The organism is Nonomuraea sp. PA05, from assembly GCF_008086045.1.
GTDB lineage: Bacteria > Actinomycetota > Actinomycetes > Streptosporangiales > Streptosporangiaceae > Nonomuraea > Nonomuraea monospora.
The window spans coordinates 63,846-86,996 of record NZ_VSEY01000035.1 but is presented as its reverse complement, the minus strand read 5'-3'; the positions used below and the strand labels follow the sequence as shown (position 1 = coordinate 86,996).

The following is a 23,151-nucleotide window of genomic DNA, read 5'->3' as shown; positions in this document are numbered from 1 at the left end:
TCGCGACAGATGTTCGCTATGGGCGGTTTCTCTAGCGTTCTTGCTCATGAAGAACATCGACGAGCTCATCGCTCGCTACATCGCCACCTGGAACGAGACCGACGCCGACACCCGCCGCGCGGCCATCGACGAGCTGTGGTCCCCCGACGGCGTCTACACCGACCCGCTGGCGGTCGCCGCCGGCACCGACGCCATCGACGCCACCATCGCGGCCGTCCAGGAGCAGTTCCCCGGCTTCACCTTCAGCCTGGCGGGGCCGGTGGACGCCCACCACGACATCGCCCGCTTCACCTGGGAGCTGGCCCAGGACGGCGCCGAGGCCCTGGTCGTCGGGTTCGACGTGGCCGTGCTCACCGCCGGGGGACGCATCGAGCGCGTGCACGGCTTCCTCGACAAAATCCCGACGGGTGCGTGAGCCCGTGCCCCCAAGGCGACGAGCAGACGCATCCTGACCGCCGCCCTGCTGGCAGCCTTACCGCTCGTCACGCTCGCCGCGCCCGCACAGGCGCGGCGGGCGGACGGCCCGCTCATCGAGGGCACGATCAGCCCTCAGGCCCGGACCTTCATCGACCGGCAGAAGCGGTTTGGCTCCATGCCGACCGGTGACCGTATCGGGCGGGTCAAGGTCTACGGCACGATGTCCGCCGAGAACGCGACCCTCTGGGAGGCGGCCGGGCGGCTCATCCACGGCAAGGCCATCGACTCGCTCGGCCGCTCCCGCCGGTTGCTGCACGGCTCGCTGTCCCTCTCGGCATGGCGGTCAGGGGGAGGTGGCGTCGGCTACGGGTGGGGTGGCGCTGGTTATGGGCGAGTGGCGGTTGTTATGGGCGGGTGGCGGTGGTCAGGCGCACCCTCGCGCGTAGCTGAACGCCCTCCGGGGTCTCGTACGGGCGTAGGCCGTCGCGTACCGCGTCGCGGAGAGCGGCGATGGTGGGCTCGTCGAGGTCGGAGAGGTTGAAGCGGACCGGGCCCATGGCGCAGATGTTGGTGGCAGCCTCGTCGGCGGTGCGGCCGAGGTTCTCCATGGCTTCGATGATCTGCATGTCGATGTTGGTGAAGCCGGCGTCCGTCAGTACGTCGTTGATGCGGGTGGGGTCGACCATGGACATCATGCCCTGGGCGGCGGGGGAGGGGCGCCGCATGTGGTCGCGCAGAGCGGCGGTCGCGCGGGCGTAGTCGCTGTCGGGGGAGCCGGGGACCGAGGTGATGATCGCCAGGCGGCCTCCGGGGCGCAGGGCGCGGGCGATGTTGGTGAAGCCGGCGACCAGGTCGGCGAAGAACATCACGCCGCCACGGCTGATGGCGACGTCGTACTTGCCGTCGCCGAAGGGGTGGACCTGGGCGTCTCCCTCCTCGAAGACGGCGTTGGCCACGCCTTGTCCGGCGGCGTCGGCGCGGGCGCGCTTCAGCATCGGGGCCGACAGGTCGATGCCCAGGGCGGTGCCCCGTGCTGCCCTGCCGGCCGCCAGCAGCGTGGTGCGGCCCGTGCCGCAGCCGACGTCCAGCACCTGGTCGTCTTCCTCGATCGCGGCGGCGGTGAAGAGTGCCTCGTTGAAGCCGTCGAGCATGCCGTTGTAGTAGTCCGGGTTGTCGGCCCAGGTCTGGCCTTCCCATCCGTTCCAGGCTTCGGCTTGCTGCGTGTTGACGATGTTGGGCATGGTGCCGCCTCGCTTCGTTGATAGAGTTGAACTCTAGTGACAGTTACTAGAGTTAAACTATAGAGAAGCGCGCGTCAAGGGCATGGGTGGTGAGTTGTTGATCGGGGGAGCTCAGCAGGTCGTCGTGCGGGGCGGGAGGGTGGCGTCGGTGAAATAGCGGTTGATGTGGTCGCGGGCGCACGGGTTGACGCCGTAGAGGGTGTGGCCCGGGCCGTCGTGGTGAATCGTGACGCTGTTCGGGACTTGGGACAGGACGCGTTCCGTCGCGTCGGACTCGCCCCATGCGCCTGCGCCGAGCAGTGGCGGGAGGGCGCGGGGGAGAGGTGCGGGCGGGTTGGTGACGGTGACGGGCCAGCCGATGCAGTTGAGGGTGCCGGTGGCGAAGGTGTTGGCGGCGCCGGCGTTCGGGGCGACCTTGCGGAGGCGGTTGATCGTGGTCGTCAGTTGCTTGAGGTTGGCGAAGCGGGGCCAGTCGGTGCATTCCGTCACCGGGGTGGCCTGGTCCGGGTAGCGGGCGCCCCTGGCCGGTACGAAGTCGGAGGCGTCGCCCTTGCTCGCCTTACGGATCGCGGTGGCCAGCTTCGGCCAGGCCGGGGTGCCCTGGCGGGCCATGGCTATGGCGAAGGACTGGAGGTCGCCGGCCTTGTAGGCGACGTTCGCCGTCGTGGTGGGGACGGGGGTGCCGGTCGCCCGGGTGATCAGCTTGCGCCAGAGGGCGGGGACGTCCTCGCAGTCGTTGGCGGCGCACCAGGTGAAGAAGCGGCGCATCGACTGCTCGTTCGCCTTCGCCATGGCCTCCAGCTCCCGTGGCCAGTCGGCGGTGCTGTGGTTCCACGTGCCGTCGAGGACCATCGTGCGGACGCTGTTCGGGAAGAGGCGGGCGTAGGCCTGGCCGTAGAAGCCCGCGTAGGAGGCGCCGTAGTAGTTGAGTTTGGCGTCGCCCAAGGCCTTTCTGATCGCTTCCATGTCCCGGGCGTGGTCGGCTGAGCTCATGTTGGCGAACAGTTCAGGGTCTTTGTGGCGGCAGGCCTCGGCGTAGCCGCGGTTCGTGTCGGACAGGCGGCCCAAGTCGGCGTCGTCCTGGGGGAGGCCGGCGATGGGGATGCGGGTCCAGGTGCATGGCAGGCCGGTGCTGAGGCCCTGGAACGGGTCGGGGCCGTAGCCGCGGGTGTCCCACGTGATGATGTCCATGGTTTTGCGCAGGTCGGTCCACCAGGACTGGAGGGACTGGGTGGTGGCGATGCCCGGGGCGCCGGGGCCGCCGTAGGAGATCAGGACCGAGCCCTTTGAGGTGCCGGCGGACTTGAGGCGGCCGATCTTGAGGGTGATCTTGCGGCCTTCGGGTTTCTGCCAGTCGGCGGGCACTTGGAGGTCGGTGCATTCCATGCCGATGGTGTCGTTCGGGCAGGGCTGCCAGGCAACGGTCGTCGTCGCTTGGGCGGGCTGGGAGGCCGTGGTGAGCAGGGTGAGGATGAGGGTGAGGGTGACGGGCTTGCGCATGGCCTAGACGATGCCGAAGACGGGGGCCGGTGCGCGTCGGACCAGGGTTTGGTCTTTGGGGGGCGGGTGTCCGACCACGGTTTGATGCGGCGGCGCGGGGCCCACCGCAGAGCCCCGCGCGCCGCCCGGATCAGCCCAGCGCCTTCTTGAGGAACTCCACCTGAAGCAGCAGCAGATTCTCCGCCACCACCTCCTGCGGCGTCATATGCGTGACCCCCGACAACGGCAGCACACTGTGCTGTCGCCCCGCCGCCAGCAACGCGGACGACAACCGCAACGTGTGAGCGGCCACGACGTTGTCATCAGCCAGCCCGTGCACCAGCAACAACGGCCGCTCCAGCTTCCCCGCGTCGCCGAACAGCGATGACTTGTCGTAGACCTCCGGCTGCCGCCCAGGGTCCCCCAGGTACCGCTCGGTGTAGCAGGTGTCGTACAGCCGCCAGTCGGTGACAGGCGCCCCCGCCACGGCGGCGTGGAACACGTCAGGACGGCGCAGCACCGCGAGCGCCGCCAGGAAGCCGCCGAACGACCAGCCGCGGATGGCGACCCGGGTCAGGTCGAGGTCGTCGGGGTACTGCTCGGCGACGCCCTGCAGCGCGTCGATCTGGTCCTCCAGAGCGGGGGTGGCCAGGTCGTTGAGTACGGCGCGCTCCCATTCGGTGCCCCGGCCGGGGGTGCCGCGGCCGTCGGCGACGATGACGGCGAAGCCCTGCTCGGCGAACCACTGGCTCTCCAGGAAGGCGCCGCGCCGGTTGAGCACACGCTGAGCGTGCGGCCCCCCGTACGGGTCCATCAGCACGGGCAGCTTGCCCGACCCCTGCTCGTACCAGGACGGCAGCACCACGGCGGTGGCCAGCTCGCGGCGGCCGGAGCGGCCGAGGGAGACGCGCAGGTCGAGGCCGGGCCGTTCGGCGAAGGACGGGATGGGGACGGCCATGCCGTCGCGTCGGACGACGGTGGTGGAGACGCCTTCGTCGTCGATGCTCTGCTCGCTGAGCACGCCGACGCCGCCCGCCATCCGCCCGGAGAACACGCCGGATCGGGTGGAGACGGGCAGGAGTGAGTGGCCGTCCCAGGTCCACAGGTGGATCTCGGTGGGGTCGCCGCTGGCGCTGAACAGCACGCTGTCGTGGTCGACGTCGAGCACGGCGCGCACCTGCAGAGTGGGCGGGGTGACGGCGCGGTCGCCGACGTACAGGCGGTGGCCGCCGTCGGCGTTGGCCACCCAGACGAGCGAGCCGTCGTCGAGGTGCGCGGGGACGCCGCCGACGATGTCGACCCAGGCCGGGTCGGTGTCCTCGCGGACGAGGCTGGTCGCGCCGGTGGCGGGGTCGGCCGAGAACAGCCGCATGGTGCGCTGGTCGCGGGTCAGCGTGACGATGGACAGCGCGTGGGAGTCCCACGCGGCCGCGGCGAGGTACTCCTCCTCGTACGGCACCGCCACCCGCGACCCGTCGAGCCCGAGCACGAACAGCTCGGTGCGGGCGTTGGGGGTGCCGGCGGCGGGATAGCGCTGGGCGACCGGCGTGCGGTCGGGGTTGGCGGGGTCGGCGATGTGCCAGACCCGCACGGGCGCCTCGTCGGCCCGTTCGACGAGGAGGGCGTCGCCGGACGGCGACCACCAGTGGCCGCGCATGCGGTCCATCTCCTCGGCGGCGATGAACTCGGCCAGCCCGTACGTCACCGTCTCCGACTCGGGCGTGGCCAGCGCGCGGTCGTCGCCCGTGTCGAGGCTCTGCACGCGCAGGGCGCCGTCGCAGACGTAGGCGACGTGCCGCCCGTCGGGCGAGAGGCGGGGGTCGATGACCAGGCCGGGCGTGGCGAGCGCGCGCGTCTGCCCGGCGGCCAGCTCCACCACGTGCAGCTTGCCGGACAGCGCGAAGCAGGCCCTGGTCAGCGCGGCGTCGGTGGCGTAGGCGACGACGCCGCCGGCGGCCTCGCGGCTGCGCTCGCGCCTGGCGCGCTCCTCCGGCGGCAGGTTCTCCTCGCCGGCGTCGAGGGCGCGCGGATCGACGACGAGGCGCTCGACGTGGGTGTCGGTGTCGAGCTCCCACAGGCAGGTCACCGGATCGGTGCCGGTCTTCGTCCGCAGGAAGACCACCCGGCCGCCGTCGGGGGAGATCGTGAAGCCGCGGGGAACCCCCAGGGTGAATCGGCGGGTGCGGGCTGACAGGCGCGGGAAGCTCTCGCTCATGGCCTCAATCCTGCCATTGCTACGCTCATGGGCATGACTGATCGACGGCTCCTGCTCGTGCACGCCCACCCGGACGACGAGTCGATCGGCACCGGCGCGACCATGGCCAAGTACGTCGCGGAGGGCGCCCACGTCACGCTGGTGACCTGCACGCTCGGCGAGGAGGGCGAGATCATCCCCGCGGACCTCGCGCACCTGGCCGCCGACCAGGACGACACGCTGGGCCAGTACCGGATCGGCGAGCTGGCGGCGGCCTGCCAGGCGCTCGGCGTGGAGGACCACCGCTTCCTGGGCGAGCCGGGCCGCTGGCGCGACTCGGGCATGATGGGGGCGGCCTCCAACGACCACCCGCGCGCGTTCTGGGGCGCCGACCTCGACGAGGCGGCGGGCGAGCTGGTGAAGGTCATCCGTGAGGTACGCCCGCAGGTCCTCGTCACCTACGACGCCAACGGCTTCTACGGCCATCCCGACCACATCCAGGCGCACCGGGTCTCGCGCAGGGCGTTCGAGCTGGCGGCGAAGCCGGGCTTCGGCGAGGGCGAGCCCTGGCAGATCGCGAAGTTCTACCACACGGCGGTGGCCAGGTCGGTGATGCGGCGCGCGGCGGAGGCGCTGGCGGAGGCCGACGCCGGCTTCCTGACGGAGAACGTGGACGACATGCCGTTCGGCAGCCCCGACGAGGACGTCACCACCGAGATCGACGCCCGCCCGTGGGTCGGCGACAAGCTGGAGGCGCTGCGCGCGCACGCCACGCAGATCAGCGTCCGGGCCCCCTGGTTCGCGCTGTCGAACAACATCGGCCAGGAGGTGGCGGCCGTCGAGCACTACACGCTGGCGATCGGCGTCCCCGGCCCGGCGGTTCCCGGCGCCCCGGTGGACGCGGGCGGCCTCGGTGAACCCCACACCCGCGAGAACGATCTCTTCGCGGGCATCCACTAACCTCATTCGACATGGAACATCGCAGCCAGGCCGAGTCGGCGCTGGGCGGGGCGGCGTACGGCATGCTGTTCGTGCTCGGGGTCGTCATGGCCGTCGTGGGCGGCTTCACGCATCCCACGTGGCAGTGGGGCGCGGTGCCGGTGTCGGCGATCGGCTGGGCGCTGGCGCTGTTCGGGGTTTGCCTGGCGGCGGGCAGGCTGATGCGCGCCAGGCTGGGGGCCATGGTGACGGCGATCGGCTGGCTGCTGGTGACCATGCCGTTCACATTGGAGCTGGGGATGGGCGACCTGGTGATCGCGTCAGGTCCCTCCGGGTACGTCTACCTGTACGGGGGGTTGGTGGCTCTCGTCGGGGCTTATCTGTTTTCGCCCTCGTCGGGAGGGGGTTCGTGGCTCTTGCGGGGGTACCCCTCCGAAAAACCAGACGTAGAGGCATAAAGTAGCTAGGTGCATTCCATCGAGCGGCACGCGGACCCCAGTACATACAGGAAGGTCGTCGGCCGCTTCGCCACCGGAGTCGCGATCGTGACGACCAGGCTGGACGACGTCGATCACGCGATGACGATCAACTCCTTCACCTCCGTGTCCCTCGATCCCCTGCTGGTGCTGTTCTGCGCGGAGAAGGTGGCGCGCTTCCACGACGCGGTGCTGGAGTCCGGGGTGTGGGGCGTGTCGATCCTGCCGGCGTCCATGGAGGACGCCTCGCGGTTCTTCGCCCACCGTGGACGGCCGCTGAACGGGCAGCTCGCCAGGTGGCCGCACCACCGGGGCGAGTCGGGGGTGGCGCTCTTCGACGGGGCCATCGCCACCGTGGAGTGCGCGACCACGGCGGTGCACGACGGCGGCGACCACTCGATCGTGGTGGGCGGGGTTACGGCGCTGGGCATGCCGTCGGACGGGCCGCCGCTGCTGTACCACGAGGGCCGTTACAAGTCCCTGTAGCGATTCGGGCCAGGCACGTGGCCTGGCCCGAACCCCGCTACTGTGCGGCGGGTGCGCTGACCGACTCGGACGGTGAGGTCGTCGCGGTGTCGGTGGGAACGCTGGTGTCCGTCGGCGTGGGGCTGTCCGTGGGCAACTCCGTGGGAGGCTCGGACGGCGGCGGACAGGTCGGGATCTCGGTGGGGGTCGGGGTTTCGGTCGGAGTTTCGGTCGGGGTAACCGTGGGGGACACGGTCGGGGACACGGTGGGAGACACGGTGTCGGTCGGGGTTTCGCTGACGGTAGGCGTCGGCGTCGGGGTCTCCGAGACGGTGGCCGTCGGGGAGACAGTGTCCGTGGGTGGTTCCTCGGAGGGCGGAAGAGTCGGCTCGACGTACGGCTGACAGGTGAACGTCTCGGTGACCGTCGGCCCCGGCTCGGTGACCGTGACCGTGGGACCTGGCTCGGTCACCGTGACCGTCTCGCGGATGGTGACGGTCGGCAGCGGCGCCATGCTGACACCCGGCTGCCCTCGCTTCTTGTACGTGCCCCGGCCCAGCCGGGTGGTGGCGCTTGATTCGCCCCCGACGACCGTGAGGTCGACGCTCGCGGTCTTACACGCTCTCCTCTTGCACACTCGCTGTTCGACGTTGAAGAACGCCGCCCCTTCGTAGGTGACCGAGACGTCGAGGTAGGAAACGCCTCGCCTCTTGACCACCCGCGTCTGCGCGGTGTACTCCCCCTCAGTAGGGGGGCTGGTGGTCTCGGTCGGGGTCGGCGACGTCGTGGGGGGCGGCGACGTGGTCGGGTCGCCGGCTAACGCCACCTGCGCGTTGAGAGGAGTGTCGGTGAATCGTAGGGAATCGGTCGCTGACGTCTGGGTGATCGCAACTCCGCCGGCTCCTGCCAGTGCGACGGTGCCGAGCAGCGCGCCCAGGATGGAGAATCTCATAATCCTGCTCTTGTGGGAGATTTCAGGACGGGGATCATTATTCCGACTTGTCAAGATGAGTCAAGGTTCAGACGCATGAACAGGCGACTCCGGTTCCGCCGCGCGGCGAACTACGTGAACCTCTCGACGCCGCTCGGCCTGCTGCTCGCCGTCGTGGGCGGCGCGTCCAGAATGTCCGGTCCTGACGGGCTCATTCTCGCTTTCGGATACCGCTACCGCTTCCCCATCGCGGGGGCGTTCACCGTCGGGAACGTGGTTCTGACCAGGAGGGACGCGCTCGACGAGCGGCTCATCGCGCACGAGGGGCGACACGCCACGCAGTGGGCGTGGTGCCTCGGGCTGCCGATGTTGCCGCTCTACCTCCTGGCCATGCTCGGCTCGGTGGTCGTCTGCGGTCATCAGGCGTCGTACAACGTCTTCGAACGCCTGGCGGGTCTGGACGACGGCGGATATCCGCGCCAACGGCTGTGGTGGCGCCGGCGCTGACCCCCGGCGTCAGGGGGTCAGCTTGAGCGTGTGCACCGCGGCCTTCCTGACCGACTCCGGCTTGGAGTACATCGGCATCAGCTCGCCGCGCGCCCACGCCTCGGCCTGGTCCCAGTAGTTGTCGTGGAAGGCGTGCCCGGAGGCGCCGGTCAGGTTGATCCACCGGGACTTGTCCAGGTCCGACAGGTCGACCACCATCCGCATCGACGGCACCGCCGTGATCGCGTAACCGCTCCGGACGTTCCAGCCCGTCGCGTTCACCGCGTCCTTGCCCCCTGCCACCTGCAGCGGCCCCCGGTTGAACAGCGCCTCCACCGGCGCGATGCCCGAGGTCCCGAGCGAGCCGTTGACCAGTTCGAGCTGGTGCAGGTCGCCCCAGCGCCACGCCTTGACGTCCGCGCCGAGCAGGTCGGCGAGCTCCTGGTGCGCCGAGGCCATGGCCTGGCGCAGGATGTCGTCGCGGGTCTCCTTGACCTCGCGGGTGGTCACGTCGTCCCAGAACGGGTCCTCCGGCGCCTCCAGCAGCCGCCTGACGACCTCGTACCAGCGGTCGCCGCCCGCGGGGCGGGCAGACTCCGGCAGGTCGTCGTCGAACGTCAGCGTGAGCAGGTGACGCCAGACGGCGTTGAAGTAGGCGGCGGCGGCCGAGCCCGTGCCCTGCGTGCGGTCCCACGTCTTGAGCAGGTCTCTGGCCTCGACGGACGGGCCCGCCAGGTCCACCCGCGTCAGCGCGGGGACGAGCGTCTCGGCGAAGCCGTTGTGGGTGTCCTGCTGGATCTCCGACATGGTGGCCGCGTCGACGGGGCCCTTCTTGATGGCCTCCTTGAGCAGCGTGCGGATGCGTTCCGAGCGGTAGCCGTACGACCAGTCCCGGGTGAGCAGCGGCTTGTAGCGCTGGGGGTCGATGACGGCGTTGTTGGCCGTGACGACGAAGCCGTCGGCCGGGTCCTCGACCGAGGGGAGCTGGTCGTAGGGGATGGGGGCGGCGTTCCAGTCGTACTCGCCGGTCCAGCCGGGGACCGGCCAGGTGCCGTCGCCGTTCGCGCGCACGGGGACGCGGCCCGGCGCCTGGTAGCCGATCTTGCCGGAGGTGTCGGCGTAGACGAGGTTCTGCGCGGGCACGTCGAACAGGGACGCCGCCGTCCTGAACTCCTGCCAGCCACCGGCCCTGTTCAGCGCGAAGATCGCGTCGACCGTCTTGCCCGGCGTCAGCGCCGTCCACTGCAGGGCCACCGCGTTCGCCTCGCCGCTGGGCTTGGCGGTGGGGATGACCTCGTTGATCAGCGGGCCGTGCCGGGTGCTGCGCACGGTCAGCGTGACGGTCTTGCCCCCGGCCACCTTGATCTTTTCCTGCCGGGTCTCCAGCGGCAGCCGCGAGCCCTTGTACAGGTACGTGTCGCCCTCCACCTGCTCCAGGAAGAGGTCGGCCACGTCGGGGCCGAGGTTCGTGAAGCCCCACGCGATCTTGTCCGTGTGCCCGATGATCACGCCTGGCACGCCGGAGAAGGTGAACCCGGTCACGTCGTACGGGCACGTCTCGGTGATCTTGCGGCAGTGCAGCCCCGCCTGATACCAGACGGACGGGAGCTGCGGCGACAGGTGCGGGTCGTTGGCCAGCAGCGGCTTGCCGCTGCCGGTGTACTCGCCGGAGATCACCCACGAGTTCGACCCGAGGCCGGACCGGTCGCCCGAGCCCATCGAGCTGGGCACGTCGTCGAGCGTGCCGGCCGCGTCGGCGAGCGCCCGATCGCCGGGCAGCCGCGGCTCGGCGCGCTGGTCGAAGCGGCCCCGCATGACGGCGCCCTCGCTGACGATCGGGAGGTGGCGGTCGAACGGGTAGCCGGGGTAGAGCTGCTCGACCCGCTCCTTGGGCAGCTTGGTCAGGGCCAGGGCGCGGTCGATCTCGTCCTCGACGTTGGAGCGCAGGTCCCACGCCATCGCCTTCAGCCAGGCGACGGAGTCGACCGGCGTCCACTTCTCCGGCGCGCCGCCGCCGCCCTGGAGCTTCAGGATGGAGTACTCCAGGCTGCGGTCGGAGGCGTTGGGGTTGGCGCTGAGCCAGTTGTTGACCCCCTTGGCGTACGCGTCGAGGTAGCCCTGCGTCTCCTGCGACAGCTCGGGCACCTCCCGCTCGGCCACGCGGCGCCAGCCCATGGTGCGCAGGGCCTTGTCGTTGTCGAGGGTGGAGGCGCCGTACAGCTCGGACAGGCGTCCGGCCGTCAGGTGGCGGCGGAAGTCCATCTCGTAGAAGCGGTCCTGGGCGTGGACGAAGCCCTGCGCCATGAACAGGTCCGCCGCGCTGTCGGCATAGATGTGGGGGATCCCCGACTCATCCCGGTAGATCTCGACGTTGCCGGTCAGGCCGGGGAGCCGCAGCGTCCCGTCCACCTGCGGGAACGACTTGCGCACCGTGTAGACGACCACCCCGGCCAGCACCACCACCAGTGCCAGAAGCACGGTCAACACCCGAGCGGACCACCGCAACGGCCACGGCATCCACGCATAGGGCCTCACCGCCACCTCCTTCATGCCGAACCGACATCAAGTCTGGCAGTTCGTGATCACTCCTCCGGACGCGTCAGGCCCAGGTCTGCCCCTCCGCCGTGTCGGACACCCGCACACCCAGCTCCGCCAGTTCGTCCCGCAGCCGGTCGGAGGCGGCCCAGTCGGCCGACTCGCGCGCCCTGGCCCGCGCCTCCAGCAACTCGGCGGCCCCGGGCGGCAGCACCTTGGGCTTGCCGATGTCGATCGACAGGTCGAGCCCCAGCACCTGGTCCAGATGCAGGAACGTCTCGAACTTCGCCCCCGGCGCCACCGAGTCGTCGCGCTCCAGCTCCCGCAGGACCCGCAGCGCCGCCGGCGTGTCGAGGTCGTCGTCGAAGGCCGACTCGGCCCGGTCCACGTGCTCCCGCGACAGCGGCGCGCTGACCGACTCGGCCCACTCCGCCACCCGCGAGCGCCACCTGCGCACCGTGCGGTCGGCGGCCCTCAGCGTGTCCCAGGTGAGGTTGAGCTGCTGGCGGTAGCGGTGCTCCAGGAACGCCATCCGCACGGCCAGCGGGTCGAGCCCCGCCGACACCACGTCGGACAGCAGCACCACGTTCCCGGTGGACTTGGCCATCTTCTGCCCGTCGAAGAGCAGGTGCTCCCCGTGCACCCAGTGATCGACCACCTCGTGGCCGGTCGCCGCGTTCGACTGCGCGCGCTCGTCCTCGTGGTGCGGGAACCGCAGGTCGATGCCCGCCGTGTGGATCTCGAAGCGCGGCCCGAGGTAGCGCAGCGACATGGCCGAGCACTCCACGTGCCAGCCGGGGAAGCCGCGCCCCCACGGCGTCTCCCAGGTCAGCTCGCCCTCGCCGGGCTTCCACAGGGCCCAGTCGGCGTGGAAGCGCTTGCGCGGATCGACGGTGTCGATGCGGTGGGCGGGCTTGAGCGCGTCGAGCCGGTTGCCGGAGATCTCGCCGTACGAGGGGAACGTCCGTACGTCGAAGAAGACCGAGCCGTCGGGCACGGCGTAGGCGTGCCCCTGCTCGACCAACTTGGCGATCAGCTCCACCATCAGGTCGACGGTCTCGCTGGCCCTGGGCATGTGCTCGGGCGGCCGGAGGTTGAGCGCGGCCGTGTCGGCCCTGAACGCCTCCTCGTAGTGGCGCGCCAGCTCCAGCGGCGAACGCCCCTCAGCGCGGGCCTGGGCGAGGACCTTGTCCTCCCCCTCGTCATCGGCCCCCTCGTCGATCAGGTGGCCGACGTCGGTGATGTTCTGGCAGGCCACGACCCGCACCCGCCGCCGCTCCAGGACCCGTCTGATCAGGTCGGACAGCAGGTACGTGCGCAGGTTGCCCACGTGCGCGTGCCGGTAGACCGTCGGCCCGCACGTGTACATCCGCACCGCGCGCCCGGCGGCGATCTCCTCGACCTGCCTGGCACGCGTGTCGTAGATCCGCAACATTCAGCGAGCTTAGCCCGGCGTCATCCGCCCAGGAAACCGAGGATGTCCCGGTCGCCGCGCTCGCGCAGCCTGCCGAGCACCTCCTCGCGCGTGGCGGTGTCGGGCAGCCCGATCCTGGCCCCGATCAGCCGCAGCCCCTCGATCTCCGAGCTGACGGGCGCGGTGTAGCCGAACAGGTAGAGCGCGCGGTTGATGGGCGGCATCCCGACGGGCGCGGCAGGCAGGTAGCGGGTCAGCAGCTCGCCGCCGTCGGACACGGTCAGGAAGACGTGGTCGCCCTCCTGCGCCTTGTACTCGGCCAGCACGTTGCGGATGGAGCCCATCGTGGGCTGGTTGTGCCAGCTGATCACCACGTCGCCCGAGGGCGCGGACGCCGTGAGCTGCCCGCCCGGCGCCATCCCCAGGTACGCCGCGAACCCCGTCGGCAGCGGCGACCCCGACCCGCGCAGGTGCTCGGCGTTGACGTCCACGCGGTGCCACCAGCGGCCGTCGCGGGAGCGGAAGCTGCGCCGCGTCTCCGAGACGTCCTTGCGCGGCTGGTACGGCTCCGCCTCGCCCCCGGGGGCGGTGCCCGCCACCCTGATCCAGCCGCGCTGCGTGCGCTCGAACCCGGGCCCGCCCGAGTACGCGCGCACCGAGCTCTCGCTCACGTCGTAGCGCGAGGTCAGGTTGGCCACGATCGTGCTGACCGAGGCCTCGCCGCCGGCCCGCTCGATCTCCCTGGCGATCATCTCCCTGATGCCCAGGTACTCGTCGCCGCCCCACCTGGTCAGCCCGTACTTGTTGCGGTCGACCCGGCGGAAGCGCTCGTCGGCGGTGAGCTGGTTGCGGATGCCGACCAGGCTGTAGTCCTCGCCGATGCGCTCCTGGATCTCCTCCGGCGACAGCGGCGCGCCCGCCACCGCGAGCACCGCCTCGGCCTTCTCGTTGATGCTGCGCGGCCACGGCACCACGTGCTGGCCCAGCACGCGCAGTTGCGGCACGGCCAGGATCCACCGCTCGGCGACGTCCTCGCGCACGCCGAGCTGCGACACCATGGACACGGCCTCGCCCAGCGGGTGCGGCCCGTCGGCGAAGAGCTGGCGCGTCTTCTCCCTCAGCTCGTCGGCCCCGCCCGCCACGAGCCAGCCGTCGGCCTGCTCGTAGCCGGTCAGCAGCGTGCGCACGAAGCGCCACGCGGGGATCCCCAGCGTCCGCAGCTCGGTCCGGTGCCACGGCACGGTGGCCTGGAGGTCGTCGGCCGGCGCCGCCGAGCCCAGCCGGCCGCGCAGCCAGGTGACGTGCGCGGCCAGGGGGGCGGCCTCCGGCCTGCTCAGCCAGGCGTCCACGTGGTCGCGCAGGTCGCGCTCGATCTGCCTGATCCGCTCCCGCGTCACGGAGAACCGCTGCGCCAGCTCGTCCAGGGTGGCCCGCTGCGTGGCGTACAGGCGGTCGCGGGCGATGGCCCGCTGCCGCTCGTCCAGCGCGCCGAACAACTCGTCGATCAGCTCGGGCAGCGGCCTGTCCGGCCTGGACGGCGCGGCCACCGCCTCGGGGGCGGGCTCCAGCAGCCGCTCGAACACGCCGCTGAACAGCTTCTGCACCACGTCCTTGCCCAGCGTCTCCGGCGTCCGCTCGGCCTCGGCGGGGTCGGAGAAGCGCAGCAGCGGCAGGATGTCGCCGAGCATGAGATGCCCCCAGGAGGCCACGGCCAGGTCGGCCAGGTGGCCCGCGACTGTCTGCGTGCCGACGATGGCACACGCGCGGTCGAGGGGGATCGCCTGCCACCAGGCCTCGGGCAGCTGGGGCTCCTCCACGATCGGCGCTATCAGACCAGGGGAGGTCCAGCGCAGGGGTGGCGCGAGGTCGCTCAGGCTGAGGTTCATTGAGGTCCAACCGGCAAAGGGAAGATATCCGCAGTTCAGACTATGTGATCAGAGGGGTAGAAACGGGCTGCCTCTTCCGGAATGGGAGATATAGAGCATCGAACGGGCCCGGGTGCAGGCGACGAACAGTATGCTCCGTTCGCGTTGCAGGGCACGAGCCCGCGCGTAAGGCTCCTCCGGCGGCGGCTCGGGCACCACGCCCTCCGCCACCCCGATGAGCGCCACCCGCTCGAACTCCAGGCCCTTGAGCTGCTGGAAGGTCGAGGCGCGCACGTCGAGGCCGGTCAGCGCCCGCCTGGCGTCGCGCACCAGCCGCTGGTTGCGCGCGCCGACCGCGATCTCGCTCGCGGGCACACCGTCGGACAGCCACGCGTCTATGGTGCCGCGCAGCCCCGACAATTCCGCCTCACGCGTGTCGTACGCCCGCACGACCGGCCGCTCGCCGTGCCGCGCGGCGCTGAAGTCCGCCATATCGGTCACCCCCATGACCAGGCCGGGCGAGGGGCCGCCGCCGCGCAGCCGTACCGAGAAGGACAGCAGCTCCTGCGGCAGCCGGTGGGAGCGGCCGAGCGAGTGCTGGACGGCGGGGATGCCCATCGCGCCCAGCGCCACCTTCGTGTCGGTGACGCGCTGGTGCGGATCACCCACGATGAACAGGTCGTCCCGCGCCCGCGGCACGGCCGCCCGCAGCAGCCGCCACTGCGCGGGGCTGATGTCCTGAGCCTCGTCCACAACCATGTGACGGTACGGCTTGCGCCCCGGATCCACATCGTCGAGCAGATCACCTGTCGAGATCGACAGCAACCGCAGCGCGTCCTCCGTGAGCTGGGCCAGCGACCGCGCGCCCGGCCCCACCAGCGCGGGACGGCGGCCCTCCGCGCCGGCCACGATGCGGACCGCCAGCCGCTCGGCGTTGTCCACCTCCACCCGCTTGCGGACCACCTCGTCCTCGATCAGCACGTCCAGCCTCGACGACAGGTCGTCGGCCAGGCTCTGCGAGAACGTCACCAGCAGCACAGGGCCCGCCCCGCGCGCCGCCAGATGCGCCGCCCTGTGCAGCGCGACCACGGTCTTGCCGGTGCCCGCGCCGCCCACAACCAGCACCGGATGCTCGTACCTGGCCGCCCTGGCCAGCCGGTGCTGCGGCGGATACAGGAACGTGCACCAGCCCGGCGCCCCCAGCACCCGGTCCAGCGTGACCTTGTCGGAGACGAACACCGCCCGGTCCGGGCTGCGCCGCAGGGCCGCGTACAGGTCCTCCGGGTCGATCGGGCCGGGCTCCTGCTCGGTGGCGCGCCAGGCGTTCAGCTCACGCCACGCCTCCGACAGCGAGCCGCCCCTGGCCAGCACCGCCAGCGGGACGTACTGGGTGGGCGGCAGCAGCGGCTCCAGCGCCGCCACGTCGGCCTCCGTCGTGATCAGGCGGAACAGCGGCAGCGCCGCGCCGTCCAGGCCCAGCCCCAGCAGATCGCCGTCGCAGATCGGCGCGAACAACCGAGAGGACCTGGCCGACCGCCGTAACGCGGGCTCCACCCGGTCCAGCGCCTCGGCGTCCCACTCCTCGACCACCCCGATCGCGGGGTTCACGCCGTAGCGGTGGCGGCGGGCGTACGACCAGGCCTCCGGGTCGGGCAGCAGCGTACGCAGCCAGTACACGTCCCGCTGCCGCACCATCACCCCGCGATGGCCCTCGGCCAGGCGCAGGGTCGCGACCCGCGGATCCCTGGCGCCCCTGACCCGCTCGGGGTGCGGGGCGCCCGACACGTTCAGCAGGAACCGGCGCAGCGCGACCACGGCGTCCCTGCGCACCGGCTGTGCCAGTGCGCTGAGCTCCCTGGGAAACTCAGGGCCGATCGCGAGCCGCGGCACCGGCTCAGTCCAGGAGCTCTAGCAGGTCGCGATCCCCGCGCTCACGGAGCCTGTTCAGCAGGTCGGGCAGGGCCACGGGCCCCGTCATGCCGATCCTGGTGGCGATCACCCTGGCCGCCTGATCCCTGGTGCCTCCCGGAGCCGTGTACCCCACCAGGCGCAACGCCTTGGTGATCTTCTCGGCCCCCTGGGCGGCGACCGGGAGGTGCCTGGCTCTCAGCACTCCCTCGTCCGACAGCGTCAGGAACAGATGGCCGCCCTCACGGGCGCCCACGTCCACCAGGAGCCGCTCGATGCTCTGCAGGATCGGCTTGCCGTGCCAGACCATCGACAGCTCGCCCGCGGCGCTCCTGACCGTCCTGCTCTCGCCCGGCGACAGCCCCAGGTACGAGGCGAACCCCGTCGGCAGCACGCACTCACCGCCCGCCAGTTGCTCGGCCGTGACGTCGATCCGCAACCACCAGCGGCCGTCGGGCTGCCTGAAGCAGCGCCGCGTCTGGGAGACGTCCTTCAGCGGCTGGTACGGCTTGTCCTGCTCGCCGTTCGCCTCCTGCATCGGCTGGGCGGCCGGCGTGAACGCCTGGAACTGCGGCGGGCCGGGAGGCGGCTGCGGCGTCATGCCCACCGGGCCGAACGCCGACGGCACCAGCTCCACCGGCGGCTGCGGCTGCTGCTGGTACGGCTTGCGCTGTGGCAGCGGCGGTGGCGGCAGCTCCGCCGCCGGCGGGGGTGGCGGCGGCGGGGCCAGCGTGGTCAGGACGAACTGCCACGCGGGGACCTCCAGGGCCTGGATCTCCACGCTGTGCCAGTCGGCCGCGTTGATGACCTGCTCCTTGGGGGCGGCCGGGCCGAGGGTTCTGGTCAGCTCGTCCAGGTGCGCCCGGTAGGGGGCGGCCTCGTCGCTCGACAGCCAGCGGTCCAGGCGGGCGCGCAGCTCGTCCTCGGTGGCGGAGATCTCGGCCGGGGGGACGGCGAACAGCTTGGCGAGCTGGTCCACGGCTGAGGGCTCGTCGGTGAAGACCCGGTTCTGGGCGACCGCCCAGCTCTTGTCGTCCAGGCCGGCGAAGGCGGCTTCGATGAGCTGGGGGAGCGGGCGGTCCTGCCCGTCCGGCTCAGGCTCGCCCTCGACGCCTTGGTCTTCCCCGGCCCCGTGGTCTTCCTCGGCCCCGTGGTCGGCCTCAGCGCCCTGGTCGGTCTCGGCGTGCTGCTCGGCCTCGGCCTCGCGGTCGGCCTCGGCGCTGTGCTCGGCGTCGTGCTCGGCGTCATGCTCGCGGTCGGCGTCGGCGTCGTGATCAGCGTCGGCGTCGAGCACGGCCTCGGCTCTGGCGTCGGCCTCGCTCTCGCCCTCGCTTTGGCCCTGGAACGCCTCCGCCTGGAGCGCCTCGGCCTCCTGGGCGGCCGGTTCTGGGGCGGGCTCGTCGGCGGCGTCCAGCACGCGCTCGGGCTCCGGCTCGGGAGCCTCGTCGGCGACCGGCTCGTCGTCGGCGTCCACGACCGGCTCACGCTCGTCCCACTCGAGCTCCTCGTCCAGAGTGGCGCTCTCGAGGTGCGCGGCGGCAGCCTCCTCGACGCCCTCAGCGGCGTGCTGAACGGCGACCGGCTCCGGGACCTCCTCCTCGCCCACCCCCTCGCGCCCCAGCGCCGCAGCGGGCGCCTCAGGCTCGTCGGCGGCGTGCGGATGCTCGGCCACGACCCCGGGCCCATGCCCGGCAGGCGCGACAGGCGCGGGCGCGTCGTCGCCGTGCGGATGCGCGAGCCGCACCAGGACGGCCGAGAACAGCGTGTTCAGCACCGGCCGGGCCTGGATGAACGGCTGGTCCACCAGCTCCCGGCTGGTCAGCGCGAGCAGCCCGGCCCACGACCCGGCGCGGTCGAGCGCGATCGCGACGGCGGGCTCGTCGGCCTCCTCCGGGTCCAGGACGTGCAGGGCGGGCAGGACGTCGCCGACCGCCGCCGCGGGCCAGTGCTCAAGGGCGATCTCCGTCAACAGCTCGCCCAGCGACTCGGGACCGATCGCCGCCAGGACACGCGGCATGGGCAAACTGCGCCACCACGCATCCGGCAGGTCCGGCTGCCCGGTGAGTAGCGTGATCGTCGACGAGTCGCTCCACCTCAACGGTGGTACGAGGTCGCTCAGGCAGAAGTTCATCCCGTTCCGTTCACCAGCCCCTCACGCCGCCGCAGCGGTGCAGCCATAATCTCGCCGCCCACGGAACAGACCATAGTCCGGCAAATCAGCCCTACGCATCATGCTCGACGCATCAACGCCGAACAGCGGCAAAGCGTAGACGCACGTAGTCGGCCATCCAGCCAGTCTCCCTGCGAAGTGCGGGCGCGGCGAGCTCGTTCACGCGTCGGAGCAGGGGTTCCACGATCTCGGGGGGAAGCCCTTCGAGCACCGAGGCGGCGAACATGCGCACCCAGTCGGCGGCCCCGCCGGGGCACTCGTCCAGGGGCGTCGGCCGGTCGAAGTACTCCAGCAACCTGACCACGAACCCCTCCTGCTCGAGGCGGCGGGCGTACTCGGCAGGCGTGGGAAAGTACCACGGGAGCTCGGGCTCGCGCAGGCCGTACTCGCGCCAGGCGGTCAGCATCGCGGTGGTCAGCTCGGCGCAGTTGCCCGCTCCGCCCATCTCCGCGACGAAGCGCCCGCCGGGCTTGAGTGCCTCGCGGACGCTGGCGATCACGGCGGCGGGTTCGCGGCTCATCCAGTGCAGCGCGGCGTTGGAGAACACCGCGTCGTACGGGTCCACGACCGTGAAGTCGTGCCCGTCGCCGACGATGAAGTTCAGCCCGGGGTACTGGGCGATCGCCTTCTCGATCATCGCGGCGGAGCCGTCGATCCCGAGGACCTCGGCGCCTCTGAACGCGATCTGGGCGGTCAGCACCCCGGTGCCGCAGCCGAGGTCGAGCACGCGCTCGCCGGCGCGCGCGTCGAGCAGGTCGACCAGTGGCGCGCCCTGTGTGGAGACGTAGCCGAAGCTGCTGTCGTAGGCGCGACTGTTCCACCGCTCCAAGCTCGGTGTGTCGTATCGCAAGACGATCAGCTCACATTCGATCAGACATCGGGCCCCCGTGGCCGTGCTGTCTGTTCACTTTAGAGCCTGATCGTCCCTACGACATATCAAGTCACTTCGGACTCATCCCGCACTCTTCGTCCACTCCTTCCTCAGGTACGCCTTCGCGGCGTCGGCCTGCGGAATCGTCATGAGCACGGGCGGGCCGGGCGGCCTGGGCAGTTTCGCGGCCTGCTCGGCGTCGAGGGTGCCCTTCATGAGCATCGCCTCGCCGCGCGCGGGCCGGGCGAAGCCCTTCTGGAGCAGGTTCTGGCCCTCGTCGGAGAACAGGAACTCCTGCCACAGCCGGGCCGCGGCCGGGTGCGGGGCGGCCTTGCTGATCGCCTGCACGTGGTAACCGCCGAGCGCGGAGTCGCGCGGGATGGTGACCTTCCAGGCGTCGGGGTGGTTCGCGCCGCGCGCCGCGTTCAGGTGGTCCCAGGCGACGATGACGTTGGCCTTGGCCGGCTCGGTGAGCCGCCCCTCCTGCTTGAGCTTGGCGAACAGCGCCACGCCCTGCTCGGGGCGCGGCACCCCGGCCCGCAGCGAGGCGGCCATGACGCCGCCGAACCCGGCGGCCGAGCGCAGGGGGTCGCCGTCGAGTGCGACCCGGTGGCCGGGCTTGAGCAGGTCGGAGAACGTGGCGGGCGGCTTGACCTCGCGCGGGTCGTACCCGATGGACATGTAGCCGCCGTAGGCGGCGTACCAGGCGCCGGACGGGTCCTTGACCTGGTCGGGCAGGTCCTGCCAGCCCTGCACCTTGTACGGCGCGAAGCGGTCGGCCCCCGAGACGGCCACGTCCATGGTCAGGTCGAAGACGTCGGGCTTGAGCTTCGCGGCGATGTCGAGCTCCCGCGCGCTGCTCGCCGTCGGTTCGAGCTGGTTGACCTTGATGTCGTACTTGTCGGCGAAGGTGTCGATGATCTCGCCGTAGTTGACCCAGTCGCGGGGCAGGGCGATCACGTTCAGCTCGCCCTCGCGCTGTGCGGTCTCGGCCAGGCGCTCCATGGTGCCGAAGCCGGCCTTCAGCGAGCCGGCCTGGGCGTTGACCGGCGGCAGGTTCTTGGTCTCCGTAGTGGTGGCGGAGTCGGTGGACGACGCGCCGCATCCGGCGCTGGCGAGGATGGCTGCTGCGGCGGCGCAAGTACGTACAGTCACACAACGAATACTTACTGTTGCATTCGCCCAGGTCGAGGAGGCGCGGCCGGTACGACCTTGGCGGCCACCAGGCTCTCTTCCCGGATCGTCACCACCGTGCCGTCCTTTTTCCGGATTTCGAGCACTCCGTCCGCCCACGACACGAGGATGCCCACCACGTCGCTGAACCCGCCGGGGACCCGTCTTCGTGTGGTGATCCGTGCGCCGATGTCCTGAGTTGTAATGGCGATCACGAGGCGTGCGACCACGAGTTTGCCACCCTCCGTTTCGGCCAGCTGGCAAGCACGGCAATACTAGGGCGTAGCAAACCGCGGTCAGAGTCATGCCATGGTGCTGGAGAAGAAGGAGCTCGAGGTGACCTACGTCATCGCGCAGCCTTGCGTGGACGTCCTGGACAAGGCGTGCATCGAGGAATGCCCCGTCGATTGCATCTACGAGGGCGAGCGCATGCTTTACATCCACCCCGACGAGTGCGTGGACTGCGGCGCGTGCGAGCCTGTGTGCCCCGTCGAGGCGATTTTCTACGAGGACGACCTTCCTGAGCAGTGGAAGGACTTCTACAAGGCGAACGTGGACTTCTTCGAGGATCTCGGCTCGCCCGGTGGGGCCTCGAAGGTCGGCAAGATCGACAAGGACCACCCGGTCGTGGCGGCGCTGCCGCCGCAGGGCGAGGACCACTAAGAGTTCTGTCGCGCCGTGCACGGGGGCATCCGGCGAGGATGGATGCGCCCCGTTCGCGCGCGCCCCGGTACGGCGACGCAACACCCTGGAGAATCGTGAACAAGCTGCCTGACTTCCCCTGGGACCGGCTGGAGCCCTACAAGGAGCGCGCGCTGGCACATCCCGAGGGCATCGTCGATCTGTCGATCGGCACGCCCGTCGATCCCGTGCCCGGGCTCGTCCAGGACGCGCTCGCCCAGGCGGCCGACAGCCCCGGCTACCCCTTCACTCACGGCACCAAGGCGTTGCGCGAGGCCGCCGCCGGGTGGCTGAGCCGCAGGCACGGCGTCACGGTCGGCCAGCAGGACGTGCTGCCGCTCATCGGGTCCAAGGAGTTCGTCGCCTGGCTGCCCACCTACCTGGGCGCCAAGCGGGTGGTCTTCCCCGAGCTGGCCTACCCCACCTACGACGTGGGCGCCAGGCTGGCCGGAGCGGCGGGCACGGCCTCCGACAGCACGCTCGCGCTCGGGCCCGAGCCGGTGGACCTCATCTGGGTCAACTCGCCGGGCAACCCCACAGGCCGGGTGCTGCCCGCCGAGCACCTGCGCAAGGTCGTGGCCTGGGCGCGCGAACGCGGCGCCGTCGTGGCCTCCGACGAGTGCTACATCGAGCTCGGCTGGGAGGAACGGCCGGTCTCGATCCTGCACCCCGACGTGTGCGGCGGCTCCCACGAGGGGCTGCTCGCCGTCCACTCGCTCTCCAAGCGCTCCAACCTGGCGGGCTACCGCGCCGGGTTCGTGACCGGCGACCCCGCACTGGTCAAGCGACTGCTGGAGATCCGCAAGCACGCGGGCATGCTGATGCCCCAGCCCGTTCAGGCGGCCATGGCGGTCGCGCTGGCCGACGACGAGCACGCCGACCGGCAGCGCGAGCTGTACGCGGCCCGCCGCGCCGTGCTGCGCCCCGCGCTGGAGAAGGCCGGCTGGAGCATCGACCACTCGACGGCCGGTCTGTACTTCTGGGCGTCGAACGGGCAGAGTGCCTGGGATCAGGTAGGCAAGCTTTCCGAAATCGGGATTTTGGTCGCGCCGGGCGAGTTCTACGGATCAGCAGGTAAGCGCCACATCCGCATCGCCGTCACCGCCACTGACGAACGGATCGGTGCGGCGGTGCGCCGCCTCCAGTAGGATCGCCCGTCAAAAGCGAGCCACGCTGAGGGGCTCCCCACACATAAATAAGGGCTAACGCCGAGGCAGACCGCGAGTGGAGCGAGCTGATCGATGAGCGTGACCTCCATGGTCGTACTCGGGCTGAGCATCGCCACCGTCCTGCTGCTGCTCGGGGCCTTTTGGGCCACGCTGCGGCAAGACAGGAAGGGCCGCCGTACGAGCGCGCCGCCCGCCGAGGTCACCGCCATCGAGACCCCGCTGGCCGCGCCGGTGAGCGCACCCGGCCATGTCGGCACCGACTACACCGACCCTCGCACGATCCGGATCGGCGACCGGATCGAAGTGCTCGGAGCTCCGGCACGCGTGCTGGGCGCCATGCACATCTCCTGGCAGGGCGCGCAGTGGACCGAGTTCCTGCTGCGTGACGCCTCCCGGCGGTTCCAGTGGCTGTCGGTCGAGGTGCGGGCGGGCGACCCGCCGCACCTGGAGGTGCAGCTCTGGAACGATGTGCCCACGCAGGGCATGGTGCCGGCCAAGAGCATGCTCATCATGGAGGGCGTGGAGTTCTTCCCGATGGACCGGGGCACGGCCGCCTTCCGCAGCGAGGGCGACACCGGCAACCCCGACCGCGGGCTGCTGGACTTCGCCGACTACCGGGCCTCCGACGGGCGGCTGCTGTCGTTCGAGCGCATCCAGGGCGGCTCGTGGACGGCCAGCTACGCCCAGCCGCTGCCGCCCGGCTCCATCTCCATCGTCCGCCGCGCCTCGTAAGGCCG

General features: G+C 71.0%; 20 protein-coding genes. 8 read left to right on the top strand and 12 right to left on the bottom strand.

Annotated features, from left to right (window positions below):
- The first annotated feature begins 46 nt into the window (after positions 1 to 46).
- On the top strand, positions 47 to 415 hold the full coding sequence (locus FXF51_RS42510; RefSeq protein ID WP_148440448.1) for a nuclear transport factor 2 family protein: 369 nt from the start codon (positions 47 to 49) through the stop codon (positions 413 to 415).
- Positions 416 to 821: 406 nt separating this feature from the next.
- Here the strand turns inward: FXF51_RS42510 and FXF51_RS42505 are convergent, their stop codons facing one another.
- The 3 genes from FXF51_RS42505 to FXF51_RS42495 all read right to left on the bottom strand — a co-directional run bounded on the left by FXF51_RS42505 (position 822) and on the right by FXF51_RS42495 (position 5,352).
- Positions 822 to 1,658 (bottom strand): class I SAM-dependent methyltransferase, encoded by an 837-nt coding sequence (locus tag FXF51_RS42505; RefSeq protein WP_148440447.1) that lies wholly within the window; start codon positions 1,656 to 1,658, stop codon positions 822 to 824.
- A 111-nt stretch (positions 1,659 to 1,769) separates the two neighbouring features.
- Entirely contained in the window at positions 1,770 to 3,158 is a 1,389-nt protein-coding gene (locus tag FXF51_RS42500) for an alpha/beta fold hydrolase (protein ID WP_148440446.1), read from the bottom strand.
- Between the two features lie 130 nt (positions 3,159 to 3,288).
- Positions 3,289 to 5,352 carry a S9 family peptidase gene (locus FXF51_RS42495; RefSeq protein WP_148440445.1) on the bottom strand — a complete coding sequence of 688 codons (2,064 nt, stop codon included), beginning with the start codon at positions 5,350 to 5,352 and terminating at the stop codon, positions 3,289 to 3,291.
- 33 nt (positions 5,353 to 5,385) lie between these two features.
- Here FXF51_RS42495 and mshB point away from each other — a divergent pair, with 33 nt between their 5' ends.
- From mshB to FXF51_RS42480, 3 genes are read left to right on the top strand one after another with little or no spacing between them, the layout of a single operon-like run.
- Entirely contained in the window at positions 5,386 to 6,291 is a 906-nt protein-coding gene (gene mshB / locus FXF51_RS42490; protein ID WP_148440444.1) for an N-acetyl-1-D-myo-inositol-2-amino-2-deoxy-alpha-D-glucopyranoside deacetylase, read from the top strand.
- Between the two features lie 11 nt (positions 6,292 to 6,302).
- A complete protein-coding gene (locus FXF51_RS42485; RefSeq protein ID WP_148440443.1) occupies positions 6,303 to 6,728 on the top strand; it encodes a DUF6113 family protein in 426 nt (141 codons plus the stop codon).
- Between the two features lie 9 nt (positions 6,729 to 6,737).
- Positions 6,738 to 7,232, top strand: a complete 495-nt coding sequence (locus FXF51_RS42480; protein ID WP_187414887.1) for a flavin reductase family protein — start codon at positions 6,738 to 6,740, stop codon at positions 7,230 to 7,232.
- A gap of 37 nt (positions 7,233 to 7,269) precedes the next feature.
- Here FXF51_RS42480 and FXF51_RS42475 read toward each other — a convergent pair whose 3' ends face one another.
- Positions 7,270 to 8,163, bottom strand: coding sequence for a hypothetical protein (locus FXF51_RS42475; RefSeq protein WP_148440442.1), 894 nt, complete (start codon positions 8,161 to 8,163; stop codon positions 7,270 to 7,272).
- A 75-nt stretch (positions 8,164 to 8,238) separates the two neighbouring features.
- Here FXF51_RS42475 and FXF51_RS42470 point away from each other — a divergent pair, with 75 nt between their 5' ends.
- Positions 8,239 to 8,649, top strand: a complete 411-nt coding sequence (locus FXF51_RS42470) for a hypothetical protein (protein ID WP_148440441.1) — start codon at positions 8,239 to 8,241, stop codon at positions 8,647 to 8,649.
- A 9-nt stretch (positions 8,650 to 8,658) separates the two neighbouring features.
- Here FXF51_RS42470 and FXF51_RS42465 read toward each other — a convergent pair whose 3' ends face one another.
- The 8 genes from FXF51_RS42465 to FXF51_RS42430 form a co-directional block, all read right to left on the bottom strand.
- Positions 8,659 to 11,145, bottom strand: coding sequence for a penicillin acylase family protein (locus FXF51_RS42465; RefSeq protein ID WP_148440514.1), 2,487 nt, complete (start codon positions 11,143 to 11,145; stop codon positions 8,659 to 8,661).
- Positions 11,146 to 11,227: 82 nt separating this feature from the next.
- On the bottom strand, positions 11,228 to 12,598 hold the full coding sequence (cysS, locus tag FXF51_RS42460; RefSeq protein WP_148440440.1) for a cysteine--tRNA ligase: 1,371 nt from the start codon (positions 12,596 to 12,598) through the stop codon (positions 11,228 to 11,230).
- 20 nt (positions 12,599 to 12,618) lie between these two features.
- Positions 12,619 to 14,394 (bottom strand): sigma factor-like helix-turn-helix DNA-binding protein, encoded by a 1,776-nt coding sequence (locus FXF51_RS42455; protein WP_262380196.1) that lies wholly within the window; start codon positions 14,392 to 14,394, stop codon positions 12,619 to 12,621.
- Positions 14,395 to 14,511: 117 nt separating this feature from the next.
- Positions 14,512 to 16,332 carry a UvrD-helicase domain-containing protein gene (locus tag FXF51_RS42450; RefSeq protein ID WP_148440438.1) on the bottom strand — a complete coding sequence of 607 codons (1,821 nt, stop codon included), beginning with the start codon at positions 16,330 to 16,332 and terminating at the stop codon, positions 14,512 to 14,514.
- A 4-nt stretch (positions 16,333 to 16,336) separates the two neighbouring features.
- A complete protein-coding gene (locus FXF51_RS42445) occupies positions 16,337 to 18,367 on the bottom strand; it encodes a hypothetical protein (protein ID WP_148440437.1) in 2,031 nt (676 codons plus the stop codon).
- Between the two features lie 226 nt (positions 18,368 to 18,593).
- The gene (locus FXF51_RS42440; protein ID WP_148440436.1) at positions 18,594 to 19,370 is read right to left on the bottom strand and encodes a class I SAM-dependent methyltransferase; all 777 of its coding nucleotides are present in this window, start codon (positions 19,368 to 19,370) and stop codon (positions 18,594 to 18,596) included.
- 102 nt (positions 19,371 to 19,472) lie between these two features.
- On the bottom strand, positions 19,473 to 20,546 hold the full coding sequence (locus FXF51_RS42435; protein WP_262380195.1) for an ABC transporter substrate-binding protein: 1,074 nt from the start codon (positions 20,544 to 20,546) through the stop codon (positions 19,473 to 19,475).
- Positions 20,547 to 20,557: 11 nt separating this feature from the next.
- Positions 20,558 to 20,794: a hypothetical protein gene (locus FXF51_RS42430; RefSeq protein WP_148440435.1), complete on the bottom strand. Its 237-nt coding sequence runs from the start codon at positions 20,792 to 20,794 to the stop codon at positions 20,558 to 20,560.
- A 106-nt stretch (positions 20,795 to 20,900) separates the two neighbouring features.
- Here FXF51_RS42430 and fdxA point away from each other — a divergent pair, with 106 nt between their 5' ends.
- The 3 genes from fdxA to FXF51_RS42415 all read left to right on the top strand — a co-directional run bounded on the left by fdxA (position 20,901) and on the right by FXF51_RS42415 (position 23,146).
- Positions 20,901 to 21,227, top strand: a complete 327-nt coding sequence (fdxA, locus tag FXF51_RS42425) for a ferredoxin (RefSeq protein ID WP_080047500.1) — start codon at positions 20,901 to 20,903, stop codon at positions 21,225 to 21,227.
- Between the two features lie 95 nt (positions 21,228 to 21,322).
- Positions 21,323 to 22,393 carry a succinyldiaminopimelate transaminase gene (gene dapC, locus FXF51_RS42420; RefSeq protein ID WP_148440434.1) on the top strand — a complete coding sequence of 357 codons (1,071 nt, stop codon included), beginning with the start codon at positions 21,323 to 21,325 and terminating at the stop codon, positions 22,391 to 22,393.
- 93 nt (positions 22,394 to 22,486) lie between these two features.
- Positions 22,487 to 23,146 (top strand): DUF4178 domain-containing protein, encoded by a 660-nt coding sequence (locus FXF51_RS42415; protein WP_262380194.1) that lies wholly within the window; start codon positions 22,487 to 22,489, stop codon positions 23,144 to 23,146.
- Positions 23,147 to 23,151: the final 5 nt, after the last annotated feature.